The sequence below is a fragment of the Shinella sp. M27 genome (assembly GCF_049199905.1).
GTDB lineage: Bacteria > Pseudomonadota > Alphaproteobacteria > Rhizobiales > Rhizobiaceae > Shinella.
This window is the reverse complement of record NZ_JBLZPK010000065.1, coordinates 14,604-40,137: the sequence shown is the minus strand read 5'-3', so window position 1 is coordinate 40,137 and position 25,534 is coordinate 14,604. Positions and strand designations below refer to the sequence as shown.

Here is a 25,534-nt window from a genome sequence, read left to right as displayed (position 1 = left end):
CCGCGCCGACAACGGCGCGGTGCCCGGCCTGACCGGCTATGGTGCGGCCGCCCCCATTCTCTTCGAAGCCTTCGCCCGCTCCGGCATTGCCATCACCGCGCTTCCCCGCGCGCCGGCCGGGGCGCTGCGCATCGCGCAATCCGAACTGCCGGCCAGCCTGCGCCGCTTCTCGACGACGGCGAGCGGGCTGGTCACGGTGGTGGCGCGGGAGCCGGCGCCGCAGATCATCTATCCGCCGGAGGGTGCGCATGTCGAACTCGGCGCCACCACCGGCTCCGAGATCTCGCCCCTCGTGCTCAAACTCCAGGGCGGCCGCGCGCCCTTCCGCTGGCTTGCCAACGGCAAGGTGCTGCCGGACGCCGCGCGCCGGCGCACGACGCAGTGGATGCCGGAAGGCGCCGGTTTCTCGACGCTGACGGTGATCGATGCCGCCGGGCGGGCGGCGAGTGTCCGGGTGTTTATCGAGTAGGCTCGGGCACCCAGTTCGCCTTGCGTTTGTCCAGGAAGGCCGCTATGCCCTCCGCCGCTTCCGGCGTTTCCCAGGTATCGGCAAGCCGCGTCAGCGTCATCTCGATGACGGCATCGTCGATCGGCGCCGCAAGCGCATGGGCCAGCGCCTTCGTCGCCGCGACGGCCTCCGGGGAGGTTGCGAAATAGGGCTTGATCTCCGCCTCGACCACCTCGTCCAGCGCCTCGGGTGCGACGACGCCGCTGACGAGACCGATGTCGTGAGCTACCGGTGCATCGAACAAGCGCGCGGATGTCGCAAAGCGCAGGAAGGCGGCGGGGCCGATGCGGGCGGCGACATAGGGGCTGATCGTCGCCGGAATGAGGCCGAGCCGGGTTTCCGTCAGGCCGAAGCGCGCGCCCTCCGCGGCAATCGCGGTATCACAGACGCTGATCAGGCCGACGCCGCCACCATAGGCCTGGCCGTTGACGCGGGCGATCAGCGGTTTTGGCAGGTCGCGCAGCGCCTTCAGCATCAAGGCGAGGCGGCGTGCTTCGGCGATGCGCGCCTCGCGGCTCGCGGCGATCTGCTCTTTCATCCAGTTGAGATCGCCGCCCGCGCAAAAGCTTTCGCCCTCGCCGGTCAGCACGACGACGCGCACCGCCTTATCCTCGCCGAGCAGACCGGCAACGGTCGTGAGCTCGCGGATCATCAGGCCCGACAGCGCATTGTGCTGCGCGTGCCGGCGCAAGGTGAGAGCCGCCACGCCGCGGCGATCGACGGATACAGAGATGGTTTCGAAATGCATGGCTCTCCCTCCGTTACGCACTTTTGCGGATATCGCCCTTGCCGGTGATGCGCCGCGCGAAGGCCGCGGCAGCCGCCAGCTTCTCGCGGTTAAGCCCGGTTTCATAACCCTCCGCCGCCAGCATGTCGGCAACGGCGAGCGTATCGACATTGCCGCGCGCGCCCGGCGCATAGGGGCAGCCGCCGAGACCGCCGACCGAGGCATCGAAGACCGTCAGCCCATGATCGAGCGCCACGCGGATATTGTCGAGCGCCAGCCCGTTCGTATCGTGAAAATGGCCGGCGAGATTTTCCGGGAAGGCGACGGCGAGCACGACGTCCAGCATGGCGGCCACCTCGGACGGGCGCGCGCGGCCGATCGTATCGCCAAGGCTCACCTCATGGCAGCCGAGGCGCAGCAGCTGCCCCGTTACGCGCGCCACCGCGCAGGGCTCCACCGGCCCGTCATAGGGGCATTGCACGACACAGCTGACATAACCGCGCAGCAGAATGCCATCCGCCTTCGCCGCTTCCGCCACCGGCCGGGCGCGCTCGATGCTTTCGGCAATCGAGCAGTTCAGGTTCGCACGGGAAAAGCCTTCGGAGGCCGAGAGGAAGACGGCAACCTCATCGACACCGGCCGCCTTCGCCGCCTCATAGCCCTTCATGTTGGGCACCAGAGCCGCATAGGAAATGCCGGGCCGGCGCTTTATGCCGGCCATGACCGCAGCGCCATCGGCCAGTTGCGGCACCCATTTGGGGCTGACGAAACTCGTCGCCTCGATGCGGGAAAAACCGCACTCGGACAGCTGGTCGATCAGCGCGATCTTGTCGGCGGACGGGATGATCGCCTTCTCGTTCTGCAGCCCGTCGCGGGCGGCCATTTCGACGATGTCAATGCGCCCGGTCACGCCGCCTCCTCGGGCTCGAGCGACAGCAGCAGAGCACCTTCCGCCACCTGATCGCCCACCGCCACGGGAAGCGTGGCCACCACGCCATCGCGAGGCGCGGCCAGCACCAGTTCCATCTTCATCGCCTCCATGGTGACCAGCGCATCGCCCTTGGCGACGCGCGCACCCGGCTCGGCCGAGACGATGCGCACCAATCCGGGCATCGGCGCGACAAGCCGGTCGCCGCCGGACGCAGCCTCGCCATGATGACCGGCCTCTTCGGCAAGCGCGAAGGCATGGCCGTGGCCGCCGAAGAAGACGGCGATGTCGTTGCCGTCGCGGTGGACCGTCGCGGAAAACACGCGTCCCTCGAAATCGGCACGAACCGAACGGCCGTCCGCCGATTGCACGCGAAGCTCCGTCTCCATGTCGTTGTGCTCGACCCGGAAGCGGTCGCTGTCGAGCACCGTTACGCGCAATGCATGTTCTGCGCCGCCATGGTCGAGAAAGACGGTCTGCGCGGATGCACCCCAGAGGCGGAAACCGCGGATTTGCCCCCATGGATCCAGATCATCCGAAACCTTGAGAAAGCCAAGCGCCGAAAGAGCAGCGAGCGCGAAAACCTCTTCCGGCGCATCGGGATCGGCCAGCAGGATTTCGCCGGCGCGGCCGATCAGCCCGGTATCGACATCGCCTGCGGCAAAGGCCGGATTGCGGCAGAGGCGGACGAGAAAGCCGGCATTGGTCGTCAGCCCGCCGACGCGGCATTGTTCCAGCGCCGTCTCCAGCCTGGAAAGCGCCTCCGTGCGGCTGCGGTCGTGGGTAATGACCTTGGCGATCATCGGATCGTAGAAGGGCGTGATGACATCGCCGGCCCGCACGCCGGAATCGATGCGGGCGCCATCCGGCACGTCGAAAACCGTCAGGCGGCCGGTCGCGGGGAGAAAGTCGCGCGCCGGGTTTTCCGCATAAAGCCGCGCCTCGAAGGCCCAGCCATCGATGGCCAGCTCCTCCTGCCGCTTCGGCAATGGCTCGCCGGCCGCGACACGCAGCTGCCATTCCACGAGATCAAGGCCGGTGATGGCCTCCGTCACGGGATGCTCGACCTGGAGGCGCGTGTTCATCTCCATGAAGTAGAAACGGTCCTGCCGCAGCCCCTCGGAAACGTCGGCGATGAACTCCACCGTGCCCGCACCGCTGTAGCCGATGGCGGCGGCCGCGCGCAAGGCTGCCTGCCCCATCGCCGCGCGCATCTCCGCCGTCATGCCGGGCGCCGGTGCTTCCTCGATGACCTTCTGGTGGCGGCGTTGCAGCGAGCAGTCGCGCTCGAAGAGATGCACGACATTGCGATGCCCGTCACCGAAGACCTGCACTTCGATATGGCGGGGCTTGGCCATGTATTTTTCGACGAGCACGCGGCCGTCGCCGAAGGCGCTCTCGCCCTCGCGGCGGGCGCTTTCCAGGGCGGCGGCGAAATCGGCCGGCTGCTCCACCCGCCGCATGCCCTTGCCGCCGCCGCCGGCACGCGCCTTGATCAGCACGGGATAGCCGATGGCTTCCGCCTCACCGGCAAGGAAGGCCGCATCCTGTTTTTCGCCGTGATAGCCGGGCACGACAGGCACGCCCGCCTTTTCCATCAGGGCCTTGGCAGCATCCTTCAGGCCCATGGCGCGGATGGCATTGGCCGAGGGGCCGATGAAAACGAGGCCGGCTGATTCCACCGCCTCGACGAAATCAGGGTTTTCCGAGAGGAAACCGTAGCCCGGATGCACCGCCTGCGCGCCGCTCGCCTTGGCCGCCTCGATGATCGCGGCACTGTTCAGGTAGCTTTTCGCGGCTTCCGCCGGGCCGATGCGGATGGCCTCGTCGGCCATTTCGACATGCAGCGCATCACGGTCGGCGTCGGAATAGACGGCGACCGTCGCCACGCCCATGCGCCTTGCAGTGCGGATGACGCGGCAGGCGATTTCGCCTCGGTTGGCGATGAGGATTTTCCTGAACATCCCGGCTCCGGCTCTCATTGCGCTGCGATGGCTTCGACTTCGAGCAGCCATTTCTCGTCGAAGATCGAGGCGATGACGACGCTCATCGCCGGCGCGATGGCGCCGAGATATTCGCTGCGGATCTCGCGGTTGGCTGCGGTGTGATGCCGGTCGGACAGAAAGGTCGTGACCTTGACGAGATCGGCCTTGCTCATTCCGGCGGCCTTCAGCTGCGCGTCGATATTGCGCCAGACAAGCCGTGCCTGATCCTCGAAACTCTCCGGCACCTTGTCGTCGTCGGACACGGGAATCTGGCCGCTGATGAACAGCAGCGTCTTGAAATCCGTAATCTTCACGGCCTGCGAATAGCCGCCGCGCGGGACGGGTGCGGTCTTGGCATTGATGGTTTCGCGGTTCATGACATTGCCTCCTCTACATTCTGAAGATGCCGAAACGGGTAGGCTCTATGGGCGCATTGAGCGCAGCGGAAAGCGAGAGCGCCAGCACGTCGCGCGTCTTGCGCGGATCGACGATGCCGTCGTCCCAGAGCCGCGCCGAAGCGTAAAGCGGGTGGCTCTGGCGGGCGAACATGTCGATGGTCGGCTGCTTGAAGGCGGCCTCCTCCTCAGTGCTCCAGCTGCCGCCCGTGCGCTCGATGCCCTCGCGCCGGACGGTCGCCAGCACGCCGGCCGCCTGCTCGCCGCCCATCACGGCGATGCGGCTGTTCGGCCAGGTCCAGAGGAAACGCGGCGAATAAGCCCGCCCGCACATGCCGTAATTGCCGGCGCCATAGGAGCCGCCGATCAGCACCGTGAGCTTCGGCACATTCGCGGTGGCGACGGCGGTGACAAGCTTGGCACCATTCTTTGCGATGCCCTCCGCCTCGTATCTGCGGCCGACCATGAAGCCGGTGATATTCTGCAGGAAGACGAGCGGGATGCCGCGCTGGGCGCAGAGCTCGATGAAATGCGCACCCTTCAGCGCGGCCTCGGAGAACAGCACTCCATTGTTGGCAATGATGCCGACGGGCAGGCCATGCAGGGCCGCGAGGCCACAGACGAGCGTGGTGCCGAAGCGGGCCTTGAACTCGTCGAAACGCGAGCCATCGACCACGCGGGCGATGACTTCGCGTACGTCATAGTGCGTGCGCGTATCGGCCGGCACGATGCCGAGCAGCTCTTCGGGATCGTAGAGCGGCGCGTCGCCATCACCGGATTTCGTAATCTCCGGCTTACGCGTGTTGAGATTGGCGGCGATCTGGCGGGCGATGACGAGCGCATGGCGGTCGTCGCGCGCGAGGTGGTCGGCGACGCCGGACAGGCGGGTGTGCACGTCGCCGCCACCCAGGTCTTCCGCCGTCACCACCTCGCCCGTCGCAGCCTTCACCAGCGGCGGGCCGGCGAGGAAGATCGTGCCCTGGTTCTCGACGATGACGGTCTCGTCGCTCATCGCTGGCACATAGGCGCCGCCCGCCGTGCAGCTGCCCATCACGACGGCGACCTGCGGAATGCCGGCGGCGGACATCTGCGCCTGATTGTAGAAGATGCGGCCGAAATGATCGCGGTCGGGAAAGACCTCGTCCTGGTTCGGCAGATTGGCGCCGCCGGAATCGACGAGATAGATGCAGGGCAGCCGGTTTTCCGCCGCAATCTCCTGCGCGCGCAGATGCTTCTTCACGGTAATCGGATAGTAGGTGCCGCCCTTCACCGTCGCATCGTTGCAGACGATCATGCACTCGCGGCCGGAGACCCGGCCGATGCCCGCGATCATGCCGCCGGAGGGCGAGGCGCCATCATAGAGACCGTGACCGGCGGTGAGACCGATTTCGAGGAAGGGCGAGCCAGGATCAAGCAATTGCGCGACGCGCTCGCGCGGCAGCAGCTTGCCGCGCGCAACATGGCGTTCCCGCGCCTTCGCCCCGCCGCCATCCATGGCGAGGCTTGCGGCTTCCTCGACCAGCTTCAGCGCGTCGAGCATCGCCTTGCGGTTTGCCGCAAAAATCTCGCTGCGGGTGTTCACGGCCGAGGGGATGACCGGCATTACAGCGTCTCCTGAAAGATTTCACGGCCGATGAGCATACGGCGGATTTCGGAGGTGCCGGCGCCGATCTCGTAGAGTTTGGCGTCGCGCAGCAGGCGGCCGGTCGGGTAGTCGTTGATATAGCCGTTGCCGCCCAGCGACTGGATGGCCTCGAGCGCCAGCTTCGTCGCCATCTCGGCGGAATAGAGGATGCAGCCGGCAGCGTCCTTGCGGGTCGTCTCGCCACGGTCGCAGGCGGCAGCGACGGCATAGACGTAAGCGCGGCAGGCGTTCAACGCGACATACATATCGGCGACCTTGCCCTGCATCAGCTGAAACTCGCCGATGGGGCGGTCGAACTGCTTTCGCTCATGGATATAGGGCACGACCACATCGAGGCAGGCGGCCATGATGCCGAGCGGGCCGCCGGAGAGCACGACGCGCTCATAATCGAGACCCGACATCAGCACGTTGACGCCGCGCCCGGTCGTGCCCATCACGTTCTCCTCCGGCACCTCGCAATCGGTGAAGACGAGTTCGCCGGTGTTGGAACCGCGCATGCCGAGCTTGTCGAGCTTCTGGGCGGTCGAAAAACCGGCAAAATCCTTCTCGATGAGGAAGGCGGTGATGCCGCGCGGGCCGGCTTCGAGATCGGTCTTGGCATAGACCACCAGCACATCCGCATCCGGCCCGTTGGTGATCCACATCTTGTTGCCGTTCAGCACATAGCGGTCGCCGCGCTTGTCGGCGCGCAGCTTCATCGAGACGACGTCGGACCCCGCCCCCGGCTCGGACATGGCGAGTGCGCCGACATGTTCGCCGGAAATCAGCTTCGGCAGGTATTTTTCGCGCTGCGCCGGCGATGCGTTGCGCACGAGCTGGTTGACGCAGAGATTGGAATGGGCGCCGTAGCTCAGGCCGACCGAGGCCGAGGCGCGGCTGATCTCCTCCATCGCCACGCAATGGGCAAGATAGCCCATGCCGGAACCACCAAACCCTTCGGGTGCCGTGATGCCGAGCAGGCCGAGATCGCCCATTTCGCGCCAGAGCGGCATGGGGAAGTTGTTGCTTCGGTCGATTTCGGCGGCCTGCGGCGCGATGCGATCCGTCGCGAAACGCCGCACGCTTTCCCTGAGCGCCTCGATATCCTCTCCAAGCCCGAAGCTCATGCCGGCATCGTACATGTCCACCCTCCACTTACAATCGTCAGGCGATTGCCTTTTCCTCTGTTCTGTCGAAGGCCGCGCGCTTTTCGGCCTCGCGCGCCTTCACGCGCTTTGCCGCCTCCTCCTTGACGGGGCCGTAGCCCCTGATCTCACCGTAAAGCGAAAGCAGTGCCGCGGCGGCGTCGAGATTGTCGCGGCGAAGGTTGTGCAGCACATGCGCGACCAAGGCCTCGTAATCGGCGATGAGCTGGCGCTCCATGCGGCGCTCGGCGGTGCGGCCGAACGGATCGAAGGCCGTGCCACGCAGGCCCTTGAGGCTTGCCAGCACACCGAAGGCCGGCAGCATCCAACGGCCAAAGCGGCGTTTGCGCGGACGGCCATTGGCATCCTCACCCTTCAGGAAAGGCGGGGCGAGGTTGAAGGCGATCTTGTAATTGCCGTCGAACTGCTCGGCGAGGCCGGCCTTGAAGGCCGGGTCGGTGAAGAGCCGAGCGACCTCGTATTCATCCTTGTAGGCAAGGAGCTGAGCGTAGACATGGGCGACCGTGCGCAGCAGCCGATCATCCGGGCCGAGCGCCTTTTCCGCCTCCCGCACACGCTCCACCAGCGCCCTGTAGCGGTCGGCCAGCGCTGCGTTCTGATAGGCGGTCAGATGTTTTTCGCGGTGGGTGATCAGGTCTGCCGTCGGCATCGTCTCCAGCGTCGCGACGGGCTTGCCGGGATGCAGCAGGCGCTCGGCACGGGCAGGGTCGGCGGCGATGAGGCGGCCCCAGCCGAAGGCGGAGAGCGTCGCATCGACGGCCACGCCATTGAGTGCGATCGCCTGTTCGATCGACTGGTGGGTGAGCGGGATCAGCCCCTTCTGCCAGGCATAGCCGGTCATCAGGATATTCGTCGCCATTGCATTGCCGGCGACCTTTTCGGCAACCGTCGTGAAATCGAGCAGGGTGGAGGTCTCGCGCAACGCCGCGCGCACCGTGCTCTCCACATCGCGTCGGCGGAAATCGAAGTCGCGCTTGCGCACGAAATCGGCGACCGGCGTCAGCCGCGTGTTGACCACGCCCGCCGTGCGGTGATGGTCGCAGAGCGTCACCGCATCCTTCGAGGAAGCCACCACGTCGTCGGCGGCGATCAGCAGATCCGCACCGCCGGTGATGATGCGCGGAGAGGAGACGTCCTGATCGTGCAGGCCGATACGCAGGTGGCTCATGACGGCACCACCTTTCTGGGCGAGACCGGCCATGTCGAGGATCATCGGCGACTTGCCGTCGAGATGCGCGGCCATGCCGAGGATGGCGCTGATCGTCAGGATGCCCGTGCCGCCTATGCCGGCGATGGCGATATTGTAGGACCGATCGCCGATCTTGACGATATCGGGGTCCGAGATGCCGGTCATGTCGGGGTTGGAGCGCGCCGCCTTGCGCAGCCGGCCGCCCTCCACCATCACGAAGGACGGGCAGAAACCCTTGAGGCAGGAATAGTCCTTGTTGCAGGTCGACTGGTTGATCTTGCGCTTGCGGCCGAGTTCCGTGTCGAGCGGCTCGACGGAGACGCAGTTCGACTGGGTGGAACAGTCGCCGCAGCCTTCGCAGACGGCGGGATTGATCATCAGCCGGACCGGCGGGTCTTCCATCAGGCCGCGCGACCGCCGGCGGCGCTTTTCGGCCGCACAAGTCTGCACATAGACGATGGCCGAACAGCCGGGAGCCTCTCTGATGTCGCGCATCACCCGGTCCAGCTCGTCGCGGTGGCGCACGATGGTGCCGGGTGCGAGCATGGAGGGCGAATAGGCTTCCGGGTGGTCGGAGACGAGGTAGATCGGCTCGACGCCCTCGTCGAAGAGCTGGCGCGTCACACCCTCGGGGCTGATCGGCCCATCGACGGCCTGGCCGCCGGTCATCGCCACCGCGTCGTTATAGAGGATCTTGTAGGTGATGTTGACGCGGGCGGCGACCGACTGGCGGATCGCCAGAATGCCCGAATGGTAATAGGTGCCGTCGCCGAGATTGACGAAGATGTGCTTCTCGTCGGTGAAAGGCGCGATGCCCGACCACGGCACGCCCTCGGCGCCCATATGGGTGAAGGTTGCGGTGTCGCGATCCATCCACTGCACCATGTAGTGACAGCCGATGCCTGCCGTCGCGCGACTGCCTTCCGGCACCTTGGTGGAGGTGTTGTGCGGACAGCCGGAGCAGAAATAGGGCACGCGCTCGATGGGCGCGGCATGCGTCTTGCGGATCTTTTCGCGCTCGAGGAGATAGGCGAGCTCGTCGGAAATCAGTTTCTTGAGGCCGGCGTCGAAGTCGAAATGCAGGAGCCGCGCGGCAATCGCCCGTGCCACCATGCCGACCGTCAGCGCCTGCGACAGCGGCAGGAACGCATGGTCGTCATGGTCGAACTTGCCGATGATGCGCGGCCGCTCGCCATGGTGCCAGTTGAAGAGCTGCTGCTTGATCTGGTTTTCGATGATCTCGCGCCGTTCCTCGACGACGAGCACCTCCTCCAGTCCCTGCGAAAATTCGCGCACGCCCTCCGGCTCCAGCGGCCAGGGCATGCGGACCTTGTAGATGCGCATGCCGATCTCGGCCATCTCGGCCGGGCCGAGCGACAGCTCCTTCAGCGCCTGCAGCACATCCTCATAGGCCTTGCCCGAGGCAATGATGCCGAAGCGGGCGCGCGGCACGTCATGCGTCACCTCGTCCACCTTGTTGGCGCGGGCAAAGGCGATGGCCGCATAGCCCTTGTAGGTCTGGAGACGCTCATCCTGCGGCAATGGTGGATCGGGCCAGCGCAGGTTGAGACCGCCCGGCGGCAACTCGAAATCCTGGGGAATGACGAACTGGCGGCGCTCGCCGGCAAGGGCCACCGAGGCGGTCGTTTCGACCGTATCGGAGATGAACTTCATGCCGACCCAGCAGCCGGAATAACGCGACATGGCCGTGCCGAGCAGGCCGTATTCGACGAATTCGTGGATGGACGACGGGTAGAGCACCGGAATGACCGCCGACATGAAGGCGTGGTCGGACTGGTGCGGGATGGAGGACGATTTCGCCGAATGGTCGTCGCCGGCAAAACAGAGCACGCCGCCATGTTTCGAGGTGCCGGCGGCGTTGGCGTGTTTCAGGACGTCGCCGCAGCGGTCCACGCCCGGCCCCTTGCCGTACCAATAGCCGGCGACGCCGTCGTAACGCGCGCCGGGCGACAGGTGCAGCTGCTGAGTGCCCCAGACGGCGGTGGCGGCGAGATCCTCGTTGACACCGGGCCGGAACACGATGGCGTGCGCCGCCAGATGCTTGCCGGCTTTCGCCAGCTGCTGGTCGTAGCCGCCAAGCGGCGATCCGCGATAACCCGAGATGAATGCGGCGGTGTTCAGGCCCGCGGCGCGATCGCGCCGCATCTGAACGATCGGCAGGCGCACCAGCGCCTGAATGCCGGAAAGGAAGATCCTCCCACTTTCCGCCGTATACTTGTCCTCGAGAGAAAAGCTCTGCTTCAGCATGACTTCCTCCTCGATGGCCCTCCTCCACGAAAGCCATCCTCCATAATGTAGGAGCTTACGCAGGGATTGGGAGGAGCGGGTCCTTATTTTGACCCTGAAAAATCATCGTTTTGGGATACCGTCCGCAAAAGCGGCCGGCAAATGCAAAGCCATCCTATTGCGGCGTCAGATCGGAACGCGATGCGTGTTCTTCAACTCGTCGAGCGCGAAGCTGGAATTGACGAAACCGACGCCGGGAAGCCGCAGCAGCGCCTTCTTCAGGATCTCCTCATATTGCCTGACACTGCTCGTCAGCACGCGCAGCACATAGTCGTGGTCGCCGGTCATAGAGTAGCATTGCACGACCTCGGGCATGTTCTTCACGGCCTTTTCGAACTCCAGCAGCGTCGCCTCGTCATGCTGCTTCAGGCGCACGAAGCAGAAGACCGAGACCTCGAAGCCGACCATTCTTGGCTCGACGGCAATGATGCGGCCGCGGATAATGCCCTGCTTTTCCATCTCCTTGATGCGCCGCCAGCACGGCGTGTGGCTCAGGCCGACGCGCTCGCCGATCTCGGCGACCGTCAGCTCCGGCTCGCTTTGCAGGAGGCGCAGGATCTTGCGGCTCGTCTCGTCCAGCGCGCTTTCGGCCATGTCAAAGCAGTCCGCGCGCGGAGAGATTGCGCATCAGCGCGGCAATGCCGAAGGTCCAGGGCGGGCATTCGGTGGAAAGCCGCACCGTATTGGCAAGCGACCCCAGCTCCGCATTGGAGATCACCACGCGGTCACCCGTCTTGTGCGTGAAGCCCTGTCCCGGCGCATCGCGATCCTCGACCGGAGCAAACAGCGTGCCCATGAACAGCATGAACCCATCGGGATATTGATGGTGCTTGCCGATGGTTTGCGCAACGAGATCGAGCGGGTCGCGGCTGATCTCGCGCATCGTGCTGCGGCCCTTCAGCACGAACCCATCCTCGCCCTCGATCAGGAGATCGAGATCTGCCTTACGCACGTCTTCGATGGAATAGGTTTCGTCGAACAGTCGGATGAAAGGGCCGATGGCGGAGGATGCATTGTTGTCCTTCGCCTTGCCGAGCAGCAGCGCCGAGCGCCCCTCGACATCGCGCAGGTTCACATCGTTGCCGAGCGCCGCGCCCTTGACGCGGCCTGCACTATCGACAGCCAGCACGATTTCCGGCTCTGGATTGTTCCACTTCGAGATCGGGTGCAGCCCCACCGATGCGCCCCAACCGACGGACGACAACACCGGCGCCTTGGTGAACACCTCCGCATCCGGCCCGATGCCGACTTCGAGATATTGCGACCAGACTCCCTCCTCGATCAACGCCGCCTTGACCTTGGCGGCCGCGTCCGAGCCCGCCTTCAGATCGCGCAGGCTATCGCCGATGATCGCGGTGACCCGCCCGCGCACCTTTTGCGCCAGCGCCGGATTGCCGGCTGCCTTCTCCTCGATGACACGCTCGATCATCGAACGGGCGAAGGTCACACCGCAGGCTTTCACGGCTTGCAGATCGCAGGGGGCCAGAAGATGCAAGTGCGAAAAATTGCCGGCGCCTTCGATAGAAGCCTCCACCACGGCATCGAGCGTGCCGAGCGTTTCGCAGGGTGCCGCGCGCGCAATCGCGACCGGGTCGTCCTTCTCCAGCAGGTCCCGCATGGTCGGAACGTCTTTCGAGGTGATGTCGCAGAGCCTGCCATCTCTCAGCACCACCACCGCCGGCCCCTGCACATCCGGCCGCCAGACGCGCCCGACAAACGTCCCCCGCGAAAAATCACCTGCCGTCACGCGCCGCTCCTCCAAAATCCTCGGTGGACGTTGTAACGCGAAAAGGCAGGACGGGAACAGGGCAGGAATGAGAACGCCGAAACGAGCGGAGGGATGGCGACGAGGCGCCGCCATCCCGAACGATCAGGCAGGCTTTGTGCGCACCGTCGAGACGATGGTGAGGGCCGCGAGGAAGAGAGCGACGCCGCTGGCGACAAAGACGCTCGATACGCCATTGGCATCGAACAAGGCACCACCGGCCGCCGCTCCCGTCGCAATCGCGAAGTTGATCGCGGCAACGAAGAGGCCACCCGCACTTTCCGCTTCATCCGGCACCGCCCGCGTAATCCAGGTCGACCAGGCGACCGGCACCGCGCCGAAGGCGAGGCCCCAGAGCGCGACCATCGCCGCATCGCCGGCAAGGCTGCCGCCGAAAGCGGAAAGCGAGAGGGCGAGGGTCCCCATTACGAGCGGCATGATCGTCAGCGTGAAGCGCATGGACCGTTCGAGCAGCACGGCGCCGAGATAATTGCCGAAGAAGGTGGCGATGCCGAAGCCGAGCAATACGGCCGAAACGCCCTCGACGCCGACACCCGTCACCGTTTCCAGGAACGGCCGGATATAGGTGAAGAAGGCGAAGTGGCCGGTGAAGACCAGCAGGATCGCCAGCATGGCAAAACCGACGCCCGGCCGGGCCAGCACCTCCACCAGCGTGCCGAAGCGCGAATGGCCACGCGGCGGCAGCGCGGGTAGCGTCGCAAGCTGCACCACCAGCGCCAGTGCGCCGAGCACGGCCGCCCCCAGGAAAACATTCCGCCAGCCGACGATATCGCCGACATAGCTGCCGACCGGGGCGGCAAAGACCGTCGCCAAGGATACACCGAGGAACATGACCGACAACGCCTTCGCCACCAAAGCCTCCGGCACCAGCCGCATCATGGTCGCCGCCGAAAGCGTCCAGAAACCGCCGAGCGCCATGCCGAGCAGCACGCGGCCGGCCAGCAGCATGGGCAGGTTCGACGACATCGCCACAAGCAGGTTGGAGAAGATCAACAGCACCGAAAGTCCGAGCAGCACCAGCCGCCGGTCGAGTTTGCGCGTCACCACGGTAATGACAAGGCTCGTCACCAGCGCGACTGCGGCCGTCGCCGTCACCGCCTGCCCCGCCATGCCCTCGGAAATCCCGAGATCGCCCGCCATGGGCGTCAAAAGGCTTGCCGGCAGGAATTCCGCCCCGACCAGCCCGAACACGCCGAGCGTCATGGCGAGCACGGCTCCCCAGGCCGGGCGGGCCTCGGCCTCGCTCTCGGGCACTGCTATTGTTGCATCCGTCATCTGCCATCCCTTTCCTGTTGCAGGTGCGTGCTGAAAAGGTGGGTTGAAACACGGGACGTACAATGCCATTTTATCCGCAATGTTTGATCGATCGTCCGACCCGACCCAAAATGCGAATGATCCCGTCAGCGAGCTTCTGATGGGCATGCGCCTGCGCGGCGCCAGCTATGGCCGCCTGCAACTAACCCCGCCCTTCGGCATCCGCTTTCCCGCGGGACCGGAGGCCCGTTTCCACTTCATCGCGCGCGGCAAGGTGTTGTTGCGTGCGCCGGGCGACGCCGACCGTCCTCTCGGCTGTGGCGATGCGGTGCTTTTGCCACGCGGCGAGACACACGAAATCGTCACCGGCCCGAATGCCCGGATGCGCGACTACGAGAGCTATACGCACAAGCCGCTCTGTCCCGAAGTCGAGGCGGTGGAAGCCTGTATCAAGGAAACCAGCCGCGAAAATGACACGCTCATCTTCACCGGCCGCATGGAATTCGAACTGGATACGCTGCACCCGCTCGTTGGCCTGATGCCGCAAATCATGTCCGTCGGCGCGCTGATCGGTCGCCAGCCGGAACTGATGCCGCTTCTGGGAGCGATGGAGCGGGAAATGGCGGAGGAACGCGTCGGCTCGGCCGGCATCCTCGCCCGCCTTGCCGATGTCATCGCCGCCTCCATCGTGCGCGGCTGGGTGGAATGCGGCTGCGGCGATGCGACCGGCTGGATCGAGGCTTTGCGCGACCCGCGCCTCGGCCGCGTCATCGCCGCGCTGCACCGCGAGCCCGGCCGCAGCTGGACGCTGGCCGACATGGCGCGGCAAATGGGCAGTTCCCGCTCGGTCTTTGCCAAGCGCTTCGTCGAAATAACGGGCGTTACCCCACAGCGCTACGTGCTGGCGCTGCGCATGCGGCTCGCCGAACAATGGTTCCGCCGCGACAAGCTCGCCATCGACACCGCCGCCCGCCGCCTCGGCTTCGGCTCCCAAGCCGCCTTCGCCCGCGCCTTCAAACGCATCGTCGGCGAGCCGCCGGGACAAACGCGCAAGAAGACGACCGCAAACGGTTCTCGAAATCAGAAGATCGGGGAGAATTGATGGTGCTCGGAGGCGGACTTGAACCACCGACATGCGGATTTTCAACTGGCTGAAATATCCGCTAAGCTGTTGGTTTATATGTAGCCGCCATGCACATGTGCTAGAAATGCGCTAACTTTGCGAGCCGGCTATATACCTGCAGCTTTTCGTAACGCCTCATTCATCCGGCCCTGCCAGCCTTTGCCACTCGCTCGAAACTTAGCAATCACGTCTTCGTCCAACCGGAGGGTGACTTGCTTTTTCGGATGCTCCAGCGATGGGCGCCCACGCGACCTGCGATGCTCTTCGATAGCTCTGAAAAACTCAGGCGGCAGCACCTCTTTCGCCGGGCGCATGTTGGCAAGCTCTTCGTCGGTCAACTCGGGAAAATCGACGGCATCCCAGTCTTCTTTTGTATAACCGTGACCTGGCTCGAACGTTTTCAATTTTTGGGTCTTGGTGGCCATGGAAGCCTCCTTCTTTCTCTGTCGCTTGCAGGGCGAAAGCTGATGATCGATATAGCTTCCGTTCCGAGTGTCGCGAAAACGACCGCTGCCGTCCCATCCCGAAAATAACCGATAGCCTTCAAGCGCCTTCCGCCAGAAGCATCTGGCTTGCTGTCCTCAATGATGGCACTCGCCCAATCGAAGTCGCTTACATCGGCAAAATCGAAACCATGCTTTTCAAGGTTGGCCCGCCGTTTGGGTTCATCCCATACAATTTTCATGATTTAATGTAACTACATTTATGATGGATATCAAGCCGCATACGGCGCGGAAACACGGCGGCTGAGGCTGCTGAATAGCTTCACATAGCTGCCAAGAAAAATACTTAAAACCTTTCCGTCCGAAATCATTCTGGCTCTTCCACATAAAAGCGGACACGGGCTAAATTCCCGGGAACATTAGCAATGTCTCAAGTTTGAGTAGCGTATTGGAGTGATGTGAATGTCTGAACTTGATGATCTTCTTCGCCAGAAGGCCGAAATCGAGGCGCGCATTGTTGAGGTTCGAGCGAAGGAAATCGACCACCTAAAACTTGAGTTTGCTAATCTGGCGTATAAGCTCAGAGAGTTGAACGGCCTACCTAAAGCGCTCGTGGAAATCTTCACCGACAAAGCTGGAACATTCAATTCTTTCCGCGTTATGAATGTGAAGAAGCTGTAGCCGTCCGGTTTGTATGAGATCAAGCTATGGATTTGGCATATCTAGCGAGAAACGCGGCCTCGGCCGAACGTGCGCGATCAAGAATATTGCGCTCGGGATTTACCATCAGCGGCCATAAAATCTGGACGGATGAAGAGGACCTTGTCTGTAGGATTTTCTATCCTGACTATTTCGCCATACGTCAGATATTGGATACGCGATCAAAAAAGGCAATCCAAACACGTTGCCAAAGATTAGGTTTGGTGCCTCCCAGGCAGTCCTGGCGGTGGTCAGCGAGACAGCAACTACGGAAACTCTATCCGGAGGCTAGAAAAGAGGAACTCTGCGAGGTTTTCCCCGGGGTGGACTGGCGGAAAATCCAGTCAGCTGCCCGCTATTACGGTTATCGGCGAAAGAAAAAGCCTTACAAGATCACCGGCATTATCTCGCTCGATCAAAGTCGAAGCCGTTGTTATGATATAGGCTGGACCATGCGCGACTTCGACGAGGAAGCCGGAACGAAAAGATATTTTCAAACCCGCGGCTACCGCAGCAAATATCCGAATTTTAGAGCTATCAATCGAGGTGTAAGGGCGCTCGGAGGAAGCCTCGAAATTCGGTGGGATGAGCAACGCTAATTCTCACTAGGCGTTTACGGCTCCCAGCAAAATGCTTTCCCCGTGTGGCTAAGCGACTGGTTGGCTAAACTGACAGCATCCCTCGACCCGCAAGGAGCTGAGGGCTGCTTTAAAAAGGTTTTCCAGTAGCCTGAATAACCTTTCGAAACGTCAGAGATATTCTTCTGCCGCGATTCGCTTTCGTATCGTCCACGACATCTGACTTTCGGGCTGGAATTTCGTGCGTCCAGTCATATCGGCTCGCCCCCTTCAGCAATATGCCTGAGCGTGGATGGAGCAAAACAGCAAGTGATCTGGAGCTAGACCGTTCCCGAAAAATCATCTCGCATTGGGATAAAAGGCTTATTGAAATGATCGTGTCATCGAAACACGGCACACAATCGACGTGGGCGCTTATGCCTTGACCCGGCAAATACTCATTCGCGATCACTTGATCTGGCAAATCAACGAAATATCCGCGCGTGACCAATCGTTCTGCAAGCGTTTCAAGCCACGGAGGTAGCTTACCTAGATAAGCGTCTGCTGTAACGGCTCGCGCCCTATAGTCATAGAGATAGCCAAAATGTCGCACGCGGCGCTTAAGCGTATTGCTCCATTCGCCGGCGTCGAGCCGATCTTTGATTGCCTCCTCCTCCTCTCGGGAAAGGAATTCGCTAATGTATATGGCACCCGGAGGCAGGGTCGCCGCATCTAAGGCGTGATCCATTTGCGGCCATTCCTCTCCTTTAACCGAAACACGTAGGTCATAAATTCGTCGCTCTCGTCGACGGCTCCAACGCCGTCGACCTTCGTCTTCACATGCGAGTAACCGGCATAGTCCGAAAAGTGGAACGGATAGGCAACAGGCAATACGTAATCATTACGCTCGGCCGCTCCATCCATGTCAAAAGCTCCATCGTAGTGGGAGCTATTTACGACGGTAATCGCGACTTGCCCTTCGCTTGAAAGATGCGCCGCGGCACTCTTAAGAAAACGCCGAACCAGGATATGGTTGGGATTTCGCCCGTAACGCGGGTCACGACTGCCGACATTCAGGAACTGAAGAACGATTAAATCAAACCTTCTTCGGCCAAACCATTAGGATAGATTTGTGGCATCGACACCTGCCATCGTGCTGACGCCTCTGCTCCGCAGAATTCTCGCATTTTGGCTTGTAATATCTGAATACTCATTCGTTGGCTGAAAGGTCGTCGCCGTCATGTTCGACGTTGCGCTACCCAGTAAACCCGAGAGAGCTACGGAAAACCTGAAGTTGCCTTCTCCTACTAGGAGTGTTGGCCCGGATTTCGCTGCCGCTTTAAAATCGAAGGGTGACCTAAAATCAAGAGCGTGTTTTAGCGCGATCGCAGAAAGCCAAAATCTTTGCCAGGCAATATTGTCGGCAATCCTTCGAACAGCATGCTCACCCTTTGACATCGTACCTTGCCTCATGACCCGCTCATTTTTTACAAGCGTCTCATGAGAGATGGCGCCGAGGACGCTAACCTCTCGGCCAAGCAATCATTCCGTGTCGTGGAGAAATTGCAATTTTTGTTAAAGAATTGAAATCATGCGGCTAATTTCGTTAGCGTCTCATGCCCGATTGAGAGAAATATCGTGAGTAAAATTTTCATCCCCCGGAGCTAGTCGGGTGGGCGAAATTTTAAACAGCTGCGTCCCTGTAAGGAAAAACTGGGATCGAGCCTGTGGCTTTGGGGTGGTCACGAATTTTCAATTAGGGAAATATCCAATAATACGGCTTCTCACTGATCAAAACTCATTCGCCCATTCTCTGCGTCCGATGGATATAATGCGCCAAGGCTGGCTTCCGAGCTTTCGTCAAGCATCGCAGCAGTGACCGACGATGTCGTCGTAGGATTTGAAGACACGGTTTGAGAGCCAGTTTTCGCGCATGAAGTGTCAGAGGTTTTCGACCGGGTTTAGCTCCGGCGATTTCGGTTGGAGTGGTAGGATGGTGATGTTTTCAGGCACGACGAGATTGTTGGACATGTGCCAGCCTGCCTGATCCCTGATGAGGATGGCGTGCGCGTCATCGGCGAAATTGATGGCGCAGTGCAGCCTGGGCTAACGCGGAGGGGGGGGCTGCGCCATACCGTGGGAACCATCCTTGCCGAGATGGGCAAGGATAACGGCACGATTGCCTTGGTGCTCGGCCATGCCACCGAAGCGATGGCGAAGCACTATTTGAGGCGGGCGGATCGGTCCCGCCAAGCCAGTGCGGCGGTGGCCGATTTCGAGGTCGAGCTGAACAAACGTAAAACGAAAGCTGTCAAACCCGGCTCATAAATCTGTCAAACTCAGATTTATGAAGGAAGGTGCGGATATGGAAAAAGATAAACGCAATAAGGGCTTAGAGTGGTGCCCGGAGGCGGATTTGAACCACCGACACGCGGATTTTCAATCCGCTGCTCTACCAACTGAGCTATCCGGGCATCCGGGTGGATTTCGGCTGGAAATCCGTGGGGCGTTTGGTTTCGCCCCGGAAGCGAGCGGGGTTATAACATCTTGCAAAAATGTGTCCACCCCTATCGGCGGTTTTTTGCGGGAAAAATGACAGTCTTTTCAAGTTGTGGAAAAGATTGGTTTTTTACCGCGCCAACCACGGCTCATAGATCGTCGTCTTCGGCCTTTTCCTCACCATCGGCAACCGGAATGGCATAGGAGCCGGAGAGCCAGCGGTTGAGATCGACGTCGCGGCAGCGGTTCGAGCAGAAGGGGTAATGCTCGCGCGCCGAGGGGCGGCTGCAGATCGGGCAGGGCACGGCCTTGCGCAGCGGCGCTACGGAGGCGGCGGGCTTTTCGGGCTCGTCCGCCATCAGGCATCCGCCCAGCCGGCATGCACGTCGAAGCCTTCGCCCGACAGCAGTGTCAGGGTCTCGTAGAGCGGCAGGCCGACGACATTGGTGTAGGAACCAACGAGCTTGACGACGAAGCTGCCGGCAATGCCCTGGATGGCATAGCCGCCCGCCTTGCCGCGCCATTGGCCGGAAGCGAGATACTGCTCGATGTCGGTGGTCGACAGGCGCTTGAAGCGGACCTTCGTGTCGATGACCTTCTGGCGCACAGTCCTGTCGGGCGTGATGAGGCAGACGCCGGTGAAGACGCGGTGGCTGCGGCCGGAGAGAAGATGCAGCGCGCTGGAGGCCTCGTCGATCATCTCCGTCTTCGGCAGGATGCGCCGGCCGACGGAGACGACCGTATCGGCCGAAAGGATATAGCTGCCGGCAAAGGCCGGATCACCCTTGATGGCGGCGAGTGCCGCCTGCGCCTTGCCGGTCGACAGGCGCCGTGCGAGCGAGCGGGGATGCTCGGAGCGCTTCGGCGTCTCGTCGATATCCATCGGCATCAGGCGCGCGGGTTCGATGCCCGCTTGCGCGAGCAGTTCAACGCGGCGCGGCGAGCCGGAGGCGAGGATGAGCTTGTCGGTCTGCGCCATGGGATCTCCGGGAAAGCGCCGGGGGCGCCGGATTTCGCTCTCGGGCCAGGGGCCGAACGAGGGCGCTGCCCCAGGGCTTCGAAAAGCGTCTTACTTGAAACGGTAGGTGATGCGACCCTTGGTGAGGTCGTAAGGGGTCATCTCGACCAGCACCTTGTCGCCGGCGAGAACGCGGATGCGGTTCTTGCGCATGCGGCCCGCGGTGTGCGCGATGATCTCGTGCTCGTTCTCAAGCTTGACGCGAAACGTTGCGTTCGGGAGCAGTTCCGTCACGATGCCGGGAAATTCGAGGACTTCTTCTTTTGCCATGTTCGAGCGGTATTCCTTGGAGGTGGATTTGGGACATGCCTTATGCCGGCCCCGAAAAGTTGCCGGAAACTACACAATCCCCGGGGCTTTGTGAACACCGAAGCGCAGGCTTTCTGCATTTGCCGGGAACATGGCTGCTTTGCGCTCAGCCGGGGGGCTTCAAACGCTTCTCGATCAGGAGCTTCAGGTGCTCGCGAACGTCGCGGTAGGAGTGCAGGATCTGGTCGCGCGTGCCGGTCGCGACGGAGGGGTCGGGTGTCGGCCAATACATGACGTCGACAGCCATGGAGCGGGTGAGTTCGAGGGCGGCGTGATGGGCTTCCGGCGCGAGCGTCACGATGAGGTCGAAATAATCGTCCTCCAGCTCATCCAGCGAATGCGGCGCATGGCGGCCGAGCGACAGGCCGACCTCGCTGAGCACGGCATCGACGAAGGGATCGCGCTCGCCGGGGCGGATGCCGGCGGAGGCGACATAGGTGCCGGGCAGCAGGCTGCGGGCCAGCGTCTCGGCCATCGGAGAGCGCACGGCATTCATGCGGCACATGAAGAGGATCGAACGGGGTGTCCGAGACGGGGATTTGTCGAGTGCCGGAAAAACACCCTCCATCCGCTCACCCGCGCCAATAGAGAACGCAGACGAGCGTGAACAGACGGCGGGCGGTGTCGAAGTCGAATTTGATCTTGCCCGACAGCCGGTCCATCAGGGTCTGCGAGCCCTCGTTGTGGATGCCGCGCCGCCCCATGTCGATCGCCTCGATCTGGCTGGGCGTGGAAGAGCGGATTGCCTGATAGTAGCTCTCGCAGATCAGGAAATAGTCCTTCACGATGCGGCGGAACGGCGTCAGCGACAGGATATGCGTCGCGACATTCTCGCCTCCCTCCGTGCGGATGGCGAAGACCAGCTTGCTGTCGAGCAGCGAGATATTGAGGCGGTAAGGCCCACCGGCATGACCGACCGGCTCGAAGGTGTTTTCCTCGATCAGATCGAAGATGGCAACGGCGCGTTCGTGCTCCACGTCAGGCGTGGCGCGGCCGATCGTATCGTCCAGCACCACGTCGCAGAGGCGGAAGTTGCCCTTTGTGCCCATGCGTCAGCTCTCCAGATTGAGCCGGATGGCGACGGACCGCGCATGCGCGCCGAGCCCTTCGGCCTCCGCCAGCGTGACGGCGGCAGGGCCGAGCGCCCGCAGCTGGTCGGGACCAAGCCGCAGGATCGAGGTGCGCTTCATATAGTCGAGCACCGAGAGGCCGGAGGAGAAGCGGGCCGAGCGGGCGGTCGGCAGAACGTGGTTGGAGCCGCCGACATAGTCGCCGATGACTTCCGGCGTATGGCGGCCGACGAAGATGGCGCCGGCATTGCGGATATCGGGCATCAGCGCATCGGGATCGGCGGTCGCGATCTCCAGATGCTCCGCGGCGATGCGGTTTGCCAGCGGCACGGCCTTCTTCAGGTCCGGCACGAGGATGATAGCGCCGAAATCGCGCCAGCTGGCGGCGGCGGTTTCCGAGCGCTCCAGCGTCTTCAGCTGGCGCTCGACGGCGGCCTCGATGGCATCGGCGAGCGCCACGCTATCGGTGACGAGGATCGATTGGGCGCCGACATCGTGCTCGGCCTGGGCAAGCAGGTCGGCGGCGAGCCAGTCCGGATCGTTGTCGGCATCGGCGATGACCAGCACTTCGGAGGGGCCGGCGATCATATCGATGCCGACAGTGCCGAACACCTGGCGCTTGGCGGCGGCGACGAAGGCATTGCCGGGGCCGGTGATCTTGGCGACGGGCGCGATCGTTTCGGTGCCGTAGGCGAGCGCTGCGACGGCCTGCGCGCCGCCGATGCGGTAGATTTCATCGACGCCGGCAATACGCGCGGCCGCAAGCACGGCGGGGTTGATCTCGCCCTCCTTGGCCGGCACGACCATGACGAGGCGTGGCACGCCGGCAACCTTGGCGGGCACGGCATTCATCAGCACGGAGCTCGGATAACTCGCGGTGCCGCCGGGCACATAGAGACCGACGGCGTCGATCGCCGTCCAGCGCGAGCCCAGCCCGACGCCGATATCGTCCTCGTAGATGTCGTCCTTCGGCATCGCGCGGGCATGGTGCTTTTCGATGCGCTGGGCGGCGAGTTCGAGGGCCGCGATGATCTTCGCATCGACGGCGTCATAGGCCTGTTCAATTTCTTCCAGCGACACGCGCATGGAGGTCACGGAAAAATCGAGGCCGTCGAACTTTTTGGAATAGTCGGCCAGCGCCTTGTCGCCGCGGGCGCGCACATCGTCGATGATGGCGCGCACGACGGTGTTGACGTCTTCGGAGACCTCGCGCTTGGTGGTCAGGAAGGCAGCGAAACGGCTTTCGAAATCGCTGCTCTGGTAGTCAAGTCTGATCGCCAAGTCTGTCGTCCCTGTCGTCTCCCGGCAAAACTTGCCGGTTCATGCATTCAAACCGCTGGATGGCGGGGCTTCAAGCTGGTTTCCCATGCTCCGCCGGTATCTGCAAGCTGAACTTCGACGCATTCCACATCGAGGGCCACGGAAGCATTGCCCGAGAGCACGACATCAAGCGTTCCCTCCGGACCTTCGCCCTTCGGCGTGAAGTTTATGGCAAGCAGGGAGAACACGGCACTCGTATCCTTGCGGTCGATGCCGAGGGAGCGCACGGCGTTGACGCGCTTGAAGGCGACCACGGCGCGGCGGCGCTCGAAGCTCTTGCCGCGGCTTGCGGCATTTTCCCAGACGAAGCGGTTGACGACGACCGAAAAGACATGCTGGCGGGCGTCGAAGGCGAGGCCGTCGGTCTTGAAGACCGCGTCCTGGAGATGAGCCGAGACGACCGCGAGGTCTTCGGCGTCGAGGGCAAGCAGTTTCAGGCTGTCCATAGTCGATGTCCTTCCCGTGGACGCCGCCAAATGCGGCATCCCGTATATTCGGTAAACGAGATAGGACGGCACGCGGCGGACTGCAACGCCGCCGCGTGGGAAAGATCAATCGCTGACGCGTTCGACGATGGCGCCGCAGCGGGTGAGCTTCTCTTCGAGGCGCTCGAAGCCGCGGTCGAGATGGTAGACGCGCGAGACCATCGTCTCGCCTTCGGCGGCGAGGCCCGCGATGACGAGCGAGACGGAGGCGCGCAGGTCGGTCGCCATGACCGGAGCGCCGCGCAGGCGTTCGACACCCTCGATCTTGGCCGTCTGGCCGGAGAGCGAGATTTTTGCGCCGAGGCGGGCGAGCTCCTGCACATGCATGAAGCGGTTTTCGAAGATCGTCTCGGTGATGTGCGAAATGCCGCTCGACTTGGTCATGAGGCCCATGAACTGCGCCTGCAGGTCCGTCGGGAAGCCCGGGAAGGGATCGGTGACGACGTCCACCGGCTTGATGCCGCCGCCATTGCGCACGACGCGGATGCCGCTTTCCGTGGAGGTGATCTCGGCGCCGGAGCGGCGGATTGCCTCAAGCGCGGTATCGAGCAGGGAGGCTTCCGTGCCTTCCAGCACGACGTCGCCGCCGGTCATGGCGACGGCCATGGCATAGGTGCCGGTCTCAATACGGTCCGGCAGGACGCGGTGGCGCGCGCCGGACAGCTGCGTGACGCCTTCGATGGTGATGGTGGAGGTGCCCGCACCCGTGATCTTCGCGCCCATGGCGTTGAGGCACTTGGCAAGATCCTGCACTTCAGGCTCGCGGGCGGCATTGCCGATGACGGTCGTGCCGCGGGCGAGCGTCGCTGCCATCATGAGGACGTGGGTCGCGCCGACCGAAACCTTCGGGAAGGTGTAGCGCGCGCCGATCAGGCCGCCGGCCGGTGCCGTCGCCTCGATATAGCCGCCGTCGATCTCGAGCTTGGCGCCGAGCGCCGCAAGAGCCTCGATGAAGAGGTCGACCGGGCGCGTGCCGATGGCGCAGCCGCCCGGCAGCGAGACGCGCGCCTTGCCTTCGCGGGCGAGGAGCGGGCCGATCACCCAGAAGGAGGCGCGCATCTTCGAGACCAGCTCGTAAGGCGCCGTCGTATCGACGATGTTGCGCGAGGTGAAGGTGACGGTGCGCGAATAGCCCTCGCCCTGGCGCTCGCGGCGACCGTTGACGGTGATGTCGGCGCCGTGGTTGCCGAGAATGCGGATGAGCTGTTCGACGTCGGCGAGATGCGGCACGTTTTCCAGCGTCAGCGTGTCGTCGGTGAGCAACGACGCGATCATCAGCGGCAGCGCGGCGTTCTTGGCGCCGGAGATCGGAATGATGCCCTTGAGTTCGTTGCCGCCTACAATCCTGATACGATCCATATGCGATTACGGGCCGGGCCCGCCTTTCTTGAGATATAGGCTTTCGGAGATTGCGGCCTCTTTAGAGCATCGCGAAAGAAAAATGAAGACCGTGCCGCCCGCCCGCTTTCGCGCACGCCCGGCTGGACAGCCATCCCCGTCGCCTTCGTGGTGAAGACGGTCCGACTAACCGTTCGATTCGTCTTTTTTTGCGGCAGAGGCCGAGCCGGGCAGGCCCGTCGTCTCATCCGCCTCGCCGGCACGGCGCGCACGCGCCTGCTGCTTGCGGCGCTGGAGATTGTCGCGCAGCGTCTTGGCCAGCCGCTCCGCCCGGATCTCCGCCTCCGTCCTGATTTTCCCGCTTTTCGTCTCGTCCTTGCCGCTCATATCCCTTCTCATAATGAAATCGCGGGCAGGAAAAAAGCACCGTCGTCATCAGTTTGTTGCGATAATCACGAAATCGCCGCTTGCGCTACCCATCCACCTATGGCAATAGGCCCTCGCCCAACGCGAAAGCGCCTTCCGCTTCGCAAGATGCTGCTATAGCTCAGGGGTAGAGCACTCCCTTGGTAAGGGAGAGGCCGAGAGTTCAAATCTCTCTAGCAGCACCATTTCCCCTCTAAATACTTTGACACAAGCCGCGCCTAAAGGCCTGTATTCGGCTTTTTCACTAGCCTCTTGCACTCATGCGACCATTCTCGCTAGGAGAGGTTCATTCAGAATTGCCATATATGGCCATCGTTTCCAGCAAGAGGACAATGTCAGGTGTGCTCGCTTTTCATTTGGCAACCTGGACTCGTTTCG

Annotated in this window: 26 protein-coding genes, 2 tRNA genes and 3 pseudogenes; 6 read left to right on the top strand and 25 right to left on the bottom strand. The window is 62.8% G+C overall.

Features of this window, described 5'->3' with window-relative positions:
• Positions 1–469 (top strand): annotated as a pseudogene (locus ACOZK4_RS23985) (penicillin-binding protein 1C); the annotation flags it as partial.
• Here ACOZK4_RS23985 and ACOZK4_RS23980 read toward each other — a convergent pair.
• The 10 genes from ACOZK4_RS23980 to ACOZK4_RS23935 form a co-directional block, all read right to left on the bottom strand.
• On the bottom strand, positions 459–1,256 hold the full coding sequence (locus tag ACOZK4_RS23980) for a crotonase/enoyl-CoA hydratase family protein (RefSeq protein WP_421594219.1): 798 nt from the start codon (positions 1,254–1,256) through the stop codon (positions 459–461). The pseudogene ACOZK4_RS23985 and the gene ACOZK4_RS23980 sit on opposite strands and share 11 nt — an antisense overlap.
• Positions 1,257–1,269: 13 nt before the next feature.
• Complete coding sequence (locus ACOZK4_RS23975; protein WP_421594218.1) at positions 1,270–2,145, bottom strand: hydroxymethylglutaryl-CoA lyase; 876 nt, start codon at positions 2,143–2,145, stop codon at positions 1,270–1,272.
• Complete coding sequence (locus ACOZK4_RS23970) at positions 2,142–4,127, bottom strand: acetyl-CoA carboxylase biotin carboxylase subunit (protein WP_421594215.1); 1,986 nt, start codon at positions 4,125–4,127, stop codon at positions 2,142–2,144. Before ACOZK4_RS23970 ends, ACOZK4_RS23975 begins: the two co-directional genes overlap by 4 nt.
• A 14-nt stretch (positions 4,128–4,141) precedes the next feature.
• The gene (locus ACOZK4_RS23965; RefSeq protein WP_421594214.1) at positions 4,142–4,525 is read right to left on the bottom strand and encodes a RidA family protein; all 384 of its coding nucleotides are present in this window, start codon (positions 4,523–4,525) and stop codon (positions 4,142–4,144) included.
• 13 nt (positions 4,526–4,538) lie between these two features.
• A complete protein-coding gene (locus ACOZK4_RS23960; RefSeq protein WP_421594213.1) occupies positions 4,539–6,146 on the bottom strand; it encodes a carboxyl transferase domain-containing protein in 1,608 nt (535 codons plus the stop codon).
• Complete coding sequence (locus tag ACOZK4_RS23955; protein ID WP_421594360.1) at positions 6,146–7,294, bottom strand: isovaleryl-CoA dehydrogenase; 1,149 nt, start codon at positions 7,292–7,294, stop codon at positions 6,146–6,148. The genes ACOZK4_RS23960 and ACOZK4_RS23955 overlap by 1 nt, the downstream gene beginning before the upstream one ends.
• Before the next feature lie 37 nt (positions 7,295–7,331).
• Positions 7,332–10,790 carry an indolepyruvate ferredoxin oxidoreductase family protein gene (locus ACOZK4_RS23950; RefSeq protein WP_421594212.1) on the bottom strand — a complete coding sequence of 1,153 codons (3,459 nt, stop codon included), beginning with the start codon at positions 10,788–10,790 and terminating at the stop codon, positions 7,332–7,334.
• A 165-nt stretch (positions 10,791–10,955) separates the two neighbouring features.
• Positions 10,956–11,423 (bottom strand): Lrp/AsnC family transcriptional regulator, encoded by a 468-nt coding sequence (locus ACOZK4_RS23945; protein ID WP_421594210.1) that lies wholly within the window; start codon positions 11,421–11,423, stop codon positions 10,956–10,958.
• 1 nt (position 11,424) lies between these two features.
• Complete coding sequence (locus ACOZK4_RS23940; protein ID WP_421594209.1) at positions 11,425–12,576, bottom strand: fumarylacetoacetate hydrolase family protein; 1,152 nt, start codon at positions 12,574–12,576, stop codon at positions 11,425–11,427.
• A gap of 123 nt (positions 12,577–12,699) precedes the next feature.
• Positions 12,700–13,890, bottom strand: coding sequence for an MFS transporter (locus ACOZK4_RS23935; RefSeq protein WP_421594207.1), 1,191 nt, complete (start codon positions 13,888–13,890; stop codon positions 12,700–12,702).
• A 79-nt stretch (positions 13,891–13,969) separates the two neighbouring features.
• Between ACOZK4_RS23935 and ACOZK4_RS23930 the strand changes: the two genes are divergently transcribed.
• Entirely contained in the window at positions 13,970–14,971 is a 1,002-nt protein-coding gene (locus ACOZK4_RS23930; RefSeq protein WP_421594206.1) for an AraC family transcriptional regulator, read from the top strand.
• Between the two features lie 128 nt (positions 14,972–15,099).
• Here ACOZK4_RS23930 and ACOZK4_RS23925 read toward each other — a convergent pair whose 3' ends face one another.
• Together ACOZK4_RS23925 and ACOZK4_RS23920 are read right to left on the bottom strand one after the other, a co-directional pair.
• Complete coding sequence (locus ACOZK4_RS23925; protein ID WP_313526815.1) at positions 15,100–15,417, bottom strand: BrnA antitoxin family protein; 318 nt, start codon at positions 15,415–15,417, stop codon at positions 15,100–15,102.
• A complete protein-coding gene (locus ACOZK4_RS23920; protein WP_313526812.1) occupies positions 15,393–15,677 on the bottom strand; it encodes a BrnT family toxin in 285 nt (94 codons plus the stop codon). Before ACOZK4_RS23920 ends, ACOZK4_RS23925 begins: the two co-directional genes overlap by 25 nt.
• 220 nt (positions 15,678–15,897) lie before the next feature.
• Here ACOZK4_RS23920 and ACOZK4_RS23915 point away from each other — a divergent pair, with 220 nt between their 5' ends.
• Positions 15,898–16,116, top strand: a complete 219-nt coding sequence (locus ACOZK4_RS23915; protein WP_313526810.1) for a hypothetical protein — start codon at positions 15,898–15,900, stop codon at positions 16,114–16,116.
• Positions 16,117–16,142: 26 nt separating this feature from the next.
• Complete coding sequence (locus tag ACOZK4_RS23910; protein ID WP_421594205.1) at positions 16,143–16,733, top strand: hypothetical protein; 591 nt, start codon at positions 16,143–16,145, stop codon at positions 16,731–16,733.
• 109 nt (positions 16,734–16,842) lie between these two features.
• Here the strand turns inward: ACOZK4_RS23910 and ACOZK4_RS23905 are convergent, their stop codons facing one another.
• From ACOZK4_RS23905 to ACOZK4_RS23895, 3 genes and pseudogenes are all read right to left on the bottom strand, one after another.
• Complete coding sequence (locus tag ACOZK4_RS23905; protein ID WP_421594204.1) at positions 16,843–17,439, bottom strand: alpha-ketoglutarate-dependent dioxygenase AlkB; 597 nt, start codon at positions 17,437–17,439, stop codon at positions 16,843–16,845.
• Positions 17,424–18,149, bottom strand: a pseudogene (locus ACOZK4_RS23900) (Rossmann-like fold-containing protein). The gene ACOZK4_RS23905 and the pseudogene ACOZK4_RS23900 overlap by 16 nt, the downstream one beginning before the upstream one ends.
• 333 nt (positions 18,150–18,482) lie before the next feature.
• Positions 18,483–18,770: pseudogene (locus tag ACOZK4_RS23895) on the bottom strand (transposase); the annotation flags it as partial.
• Here ACOZK4_RS23895 and ACOZK4_RS23890 point away from each other — a divergent pair.
• Entirely contained in the window at positions 18,756–19,019 is a 264-nt protein-coding gene (locus tag ACOZK4_RS23890; protein ID WP_421594203.1) for a hypothetical protein, read from the top strand. The pseudogene ACOZK4_RS23895 and the gene ACOZK4_RS23890 sit on opposite strands and share 15 nt — an antisense overlap.
• Before the next feature lie 70 nt (positions 19,020–19,089).
• Here the strand turns inward: ACOZK4_RS23890 and ACOZK4_RS23885 are convergent.
• From ACOZK4_RS23885 to ACOZK4_RS23840, 10 genes are all read right to left on the bottom strand, one after another.
• Positions 19,090–19,165 (bottom strand) — tRNA-Phe (locus ACOZK4_RS23885).
• A gap of 174 nt (positions 19,166–19,339) precedes the next feature.
• A complete protein-coding gene (gene yacG, locus ACOZK4_RS23880; protein WP_313526795.1) occupies positions 19,340–19,549 on the bottom strand; it encodes a DNA gyrase inhibitor YacG in 210 nt (69 codons plus the stop codon).
• Positions 19,549–20,169, bottom strand: coding sequence for a Maf-like protein (locus ACOZK4_RS23875; protein ID WP_313526792.1), 621 nt, complete (start codon positions 20,167–20,169; stop codon positions 19,549–19,551). The genes yacG and ACOZK4_RS23875 overlap by 1 nt, the downstream gene beginning before the upstream one ends.
• Before the next feature lie 90 nt (positions 20,170–20,259).
• Complete coding sequence (gene infA, locus ACOZK4_RS23870) at positions 20,260–20,478, bottom strand: translation initiation factor IF-1 (RefSeq protein ID WP_007759621.1); 219 nt, start codon at positions 20,476–20,478, stop codon at positions 20,260–20,262.
• 145 nt (positions 20,479–20,623) lie between these two features.
• Positions 20,624–21,085 (bottom strand): low molecular weight phosphatase family protein, encoded by a 462-nt coding sequence (locus ACOZK4_RS23865; RefSeq protein ID WP_421594202.1) that lies wholly within the window; start codon positions 21,083–21,085, stop codon positions 20,624–20,626.
• A gap of 4 nt (positions 21,086–21,089) precedes the next feature.
• Positions 21,090–21,566, bottom strand: coding sequence for a UPF0262 family protein (locus tag ACOZK4_RS23860; RefSeq protein WP_313526786.1), 477 nt, complete (start codon positions 21,564–21,566; stop codon positions 21,090–21,092).
• 3 nt (positions 21,567–21,569) lie between these two features.
• Positions 21,570–22,868 (bottom strand): histidinol dehydrogenase, encoded by a 1,299-nt coding sequence (gene hisD, locus ACOZK4_RS23855; RefSeq protein ID WP_421594201.1) that lies wholly within the window; start codon positions 22,866–22,868, stop codon positions 21,570–21,572.
• Between the two features lie 47 nt (positions 22,869–22,915).
• Entirely contained in the window at positions 22,916–23,353 is a 438-nt protein-coding gene (locus tag ACOZK4_RS23850) for a DUF2948 family protein (protein ID WP_313526781.1), read from the bottom strand.
• Between the two features lie 105 nt (positions 23,354–23,458).
• Entirely contained in the window at positions 23,459–24,751 is a 1,293-nt protein-coding gene (gene murA / locus ACOZK4_RS23845; protein ID WP_313526778.1) for a UDP-N-acetylglucosamine 1-carboxyvinyltransferase, read from the bottom strand.
• A gap of 165 nt (positions 24,752–24,916) precedes the next feature.
• Positions 24,917–25,117, bottom strand: a complete 201-nt coding sequence (locus tag ACOZK4_RS23840) for a hypothetical protein (RefSeq protein ID WP_421594200.1) — start codon at positions 25,115–25,117, stop codon at positions 24,917–24,919.
• Between the two features lie 149 nt (positions 25,118–25,266).
• On the opposite strand from ACOZK4_RS23840, the gene ACOZK4_RS23835 reads away from it, so the two are divergent.
• A tRNA-Thr gene (locus ACOZK4_RS23835) sits at positions 25,267–25,341 on the top strand.
• The last annotated feature ends 193 nt before the right edge of the window (positions 25,342–25,534 follow it).